Origin of the sequence: Burkholderia sp. E168m23 (genome assembly GCF_016586125.1) — a bacterium.
GTDB lineage: Bacteria > Pseudomonadota > Gammaproteobacteria > Burkholderiales > Burkholderiaceae > Burkholderia > Burkholderia orbicola.
In genome coordinates this window covers 1-3,654 of record NZ_BCPP01000741.1, presented here as the reverse complement: position 1 = coordinate 3,654, position 3,654 = coordinate 1, and the positions used below count along the sequence as shown (strand labels likewise).

Here is a 3,654-nt window from a genome sequence, read left to right as displayed (position 1 = left end):
ACGTGGATCGCCTGCTGCTGCCCCTGCTTCGCAAGGTTGACCGCGAGTTCGGCAATCGACGATTTCAGATAGAAGTGCCGCGGGTTGAACGGGCTGTGCTTGATGGCCTTCAGCGGCAGTTCGATCACCTGCCCGGGCGCATAGCGATTCTCGAGGCGCCACGCGCGGTATTGCGGCGATTCGTCGATGGACGGATCGATCGCGAATGCCGGAGCAGGCGGCGGTGCGATGTCCTTCTTCGCGGATTTGGTCGGCACCGGGGTCGGCGTCTCGGACTTGACGATGCCGTCGATCGCATTGAGCCGATCAAGCGCGGTGCGCTTCTCGCTCGTCGTGATATCCGGGCGCGCTTGGAATCCTTTGGCGAATTGGGAGGGTTTCATGTGACTCCTTTATGCGCATAAAGTCAGGGCAGCATGGCGACGATTTCGTCGGCACATGCGCGAATTTCGGCGGCGGCCAGCTTGCCGCCGCGATCGTTCATTTGCAGCACGGTCTGACCGAGCGCCATCGCCTGCTTGTACGCTTCCCGAGTCGGGATCTGCGTCTTCAGCAGCGGGAAGCCGAGTTCTTCGAGTGCACGCTTGAGCTCGCGGGTCAGCATGCGCTTCTCTTCGGTCTTGTTCAGCAGGAAGACCGCGCGGAGGTCTTCGTTCATCACCTGCGCCTGCTGAATCAGTTTGACCAGCCCGACGCTCGACCAGTAATCGGCCGGCGACGACGATGTCGGGATCACGGCAATCGAGGCGGCCAGCAGGACGACGCCGGACACTTTCTCGGTGATCGACGGCGGGCAGTCCACGACGATGATGTCGTAGTCGTTGATGAACTTCTTGATCTCGCGATGGATCTGGCCGTCGGCTTCGGCAAGATTGACGACCGGAAACGGGATGCCGTTGTCGCTGTCGCCGGATGCGCTCGACCAGTGAACCAGCGTGTTTTGACGGTCTGCGTCGATGACGAGGACGCGCTTCCCTTTTTCATGGAACGCGGCGCCGAGATGCATGGCAATCGTGCTTTTGCCGACGCCACCTTTTTGTTGAGTGACTGCAATGATTTCCGCGGCCAATTTTCACTCCTGTTTTGGTCGTTGGAATTCTACAGGACGATATTTGAATTTCAATGAAATTGTCGTTCAACAACTACGCGTTGGCCATTCGGACTATCGGTTTATGCGCATAAACGGCGTGATGGAAATTGGATTGCCGGTTAGGACGGCGTGTAGGAGATGGCGAGACTGATGTAGAGCGGTCGATGCAGTGCTCGATGGTGGATCTCTTGTGCTCCAACGCCGGGGCGGTTCGTCGCGGCGATGTCTCGGTGTGCTGCCCTCTCGCTGGACGCGGCGAGTGGCCGGCGAGCCGGAAGTTTGTGCGCATAAAGTCCGCGGCGGTCGGGGTGATCGACTTCGTGGCTGGAGCGCTCGGGATTCGCCACAGAGAAGTGTGTTCTGCTGGCCGGAGTCAGATGCACGGCCCCGAGGCACGTCGTTGAACGTGTATGCATCGAGGCAACGTTCCGTTTGCCCGCAGCGTTTATGCGCATAAACCGGACGCAACGATGACCTACGATGGAGGGGAAGGCAGAGACCTGGCCTACGTCAGGCGCGCAATGATGTTGGGACGATAGCCTATCGATACGACCGTCGTCCGGTGCCGTATCCCTGTCGACATACGTCAATGCCTGGAGCCGCACCTCACCTCGCAGGCTTTATGCGCATAAGCGACCCGAAGTGTCCCGCGATCCCCGCGCTCTTTTTGCCGCCCGAGACAGCCCTCACGAGACATCAGGCGGGCTAACCGCCGCTCTCTAGTCTCCATGAAGCCGTTGCCTGCCCGCACTTTATGCGCATAAACAACCACTCGCTGAGGTGTGTCTCACGACATCAAACACTCACCCTCTCGCGATCACGGCGCATCACTAAACCGAACCGCGCCAGCGACCGACTGCCACGAGGAAGGCCACACGATCTCAGCTGCCCCACCCGCCGAGCCTCCCATGCAGACTGGCTACAATACAGGGCTCCACCATCCAGGCTTGAATGATGATCACGATCTACCACAACCCCCGATGCTCGAAGTCCCGCGAGACGCTTGCGTTGGTCGAGTCGCTGAATACGGCCGGCGTGCCGCTGAACGTCGTCGAGTATCTGAAGACGCCGCCGACAGTCGAGGACCTGGAAACGCTGCATCGGCAACTCGGCCGCCCGGTTCGCGACATGCTGCGCGACGGCGAGGAGCCGTACCAGACGCTGAACCTTGCCCGCGCGGACCTGACCGACGCTGAAGCCTACGCGGCGATCGTCGCTCATCCGATCCTGCTGCAACGCCCCATCGTCGTGTACCGCGGCAAGGCGGCTATCGGTCGTCCGCCCGAGTCGGTGAAGGCGCTGTTCGAATAATTCTTGTCCGGCGTATTTTTCTTATTGCATCAACGCGGCCTGACTCAGCCCTGCACACGTAAACGTAACGGCAATCCAGACCGACACGACCGTCAGGCCGCACGCGCCGCCAGCCGTCCCCGGAACGATATGTCGCCACCGCGGCGTCTAGCCTTTACCGGAAGACGACCCATCATCATCGTCCGGCTCCCGCCCCGCCGCCGCCTTCGCGGCCATCCGCAACAGCGAGATCTGCCCGCGATAGGCGCGGCATCCGCTGCAGGTCGGCAGATGCACGCGCACCTGCAGGCGCTCGTGCAGCGTCAGATGCCGATCGAGCGCATCCGACAGCAGGCGTGTCACGTCAGTACATTTCCCCGGCAGCATCTTCGGTCGTCAGTCCTTTTTCGCTCAGGCAGGTTCGCAGGCGCGTGCGCGCCCGGTACAGCAGCACGCTGCAATGATTCGTCGTCAACGTCAATTCGTTGCAGATGTCCGCGATCTCGACATCGAGGAATTCGCGCATCATGAACACGCGTCCGATCTGCTCCGGCAGATGGTCGAGGCAGACCTGGAACAGCGTCCAGAACTGCTGTTGCTGCAACAGCGTGTCGGGCTTCGGCCACGGTCGCGGTTTCGCATGCGCGGCCCAGTGTCCATTGTCCTTGAACAATTCGCGATCGAGGATCGATTCGCCGTCGAGCTCGGCATCGAGCGCGGTCAGGCTCACCATCCGCTGCCGTGCGCGCAGCACGTCGATCAGCTTGTTGCGCAGGATGCCGAACACCCAGGTTTTGTGGGCCGACAGCCCGGCGAACTCGCCGGCATGCGACCACGCGGCAGCCAGCGCTTCCTGCACGGCGTCTTCGGCTGCGTCGGCATCGCGGAGCTGGAGTCGAGCGAAGCGCAGCAGGTCGTGCCGCAGTTGCGCGAGATAGGCGGGGTCGTCGTGTGCGGACAGCATGAGTGAATGGCGGTGTCTCGAAGCGATCGCGCGTGCGTCACGGAGCGGACGCATCGCGGTGCGTGCAGCTTACTGGGCGCGGTCTTCGCCTGCAACGCAATGTTCCGTCACGAATTCACGGAACCGGCTGCCGCGCTGCGCTATGCTTGCCGAACCCCGTCTCGCGCGTCGCCGGCGATGCGCGTCGGGCAATCTGTAACGTCAGAACATAACGGTCGAGTTATCCACAATTTCTGTGGAAAACCTTGTGGAAAGTCGGCCGGACGGCCCCGTGGGACGGCTCGCGGGCTGGCTTGCCTATAAACAGACC

4 protein-coding genes and 1 pseudogene are annotated in these 3,654 nt (G+C 61.6%); 1 reads left to right on the top strand and 4 read right to left on the bottom strand.

The features are described from left to right. Positions 1-383 (bottom strand): annotated as a pseudogene (locus JMF90_RS28635) (chromosome partitioning protein ParB); the annotation flags it as partial. A gap of 23 nt (positions 384-406) precedes the next feature. Beyond that, positions 407-1,069, bottom strand: a complete 663-nt coding sequence (gene parA / locus JMF90_RS28630; protein ID WP_006480195.1) for a ParA family partition ATPase — start codon at positions 1,067-1,069, stop codon at positions 407-409. A 975-nt stretch (positions 1,070-2,044) separates the two neighbouring features. Here parA and arsC point away from each other — a divergent pair. Next, a complete protein-coding gene (gene arsC / locus JMF90_RS28625) occupies positions 2,045-2,401 on the top strand; it encodes an arsenate reductase (glutaredoxin) (protein ID WP_041489445.1) in 357 nt (118 codons plus the stop codon). A gap of 147 nt (positions 2,402-2,548) precedes the next feature. On the opposite strand, the gene JMF90_RS28620 is transcribed toward arsC, so the two are convergent. Both JMF90_RS28620 and JMF90_RS28615 read right to left on the bottom strand, forming a co-directional pair. Continuing rightward, positions 2,549-2,767 (bottom strand): zf-HC2 domain-containing protein, encoded by a 219-nt coding sequence (locus JMF90_RS28620; RefSeq protein WP_011548755.1) that lies wholly within the window; start codon positions 2,765-2,767, stop codon positions 2,549-2,551. Then, complete coding sequence (locus tag JMF90_RS28615) at positions 2,745-3,344, bottom strand: RNA polymerase factor sigma-70 (protein WP_041489655.1); 600 nt, start codon at positions 3,342-3,344, stop codon at positions 2,745-2,747. Before JMF90_RS28615 ends, JMF90_RS28620 begins: the two co-directional genes overlap by 23 nt. Between the last annotated feature and the right edge of the window lie 310 nt (positions 3,345-3,654).

Bases quoted from the DNA above. Each gene is read 5' to 3' on its own strand.
- arsC (WP_041489445.1), top strand. From the start codon at position 2,045: ATGATCACGATCTACCACAACCCCCGATGCTCGAAGTCCCGCGAGACG.
- JMF90_RS28620 (WP_011548755.1), bottom strand. From the start codon at position 2,767: ATGCTGCCGGGGAAATGTACTGACGTGACACGCCTGCTGTCGGATGCG.
- JMF90_RS28615 (WP_041489655.1), bottom strand. From the start codon at position 3,344: ATGCTGTCCGCACACGACGACCCCGCCTATCTCGCGCAACTGCGGCAC.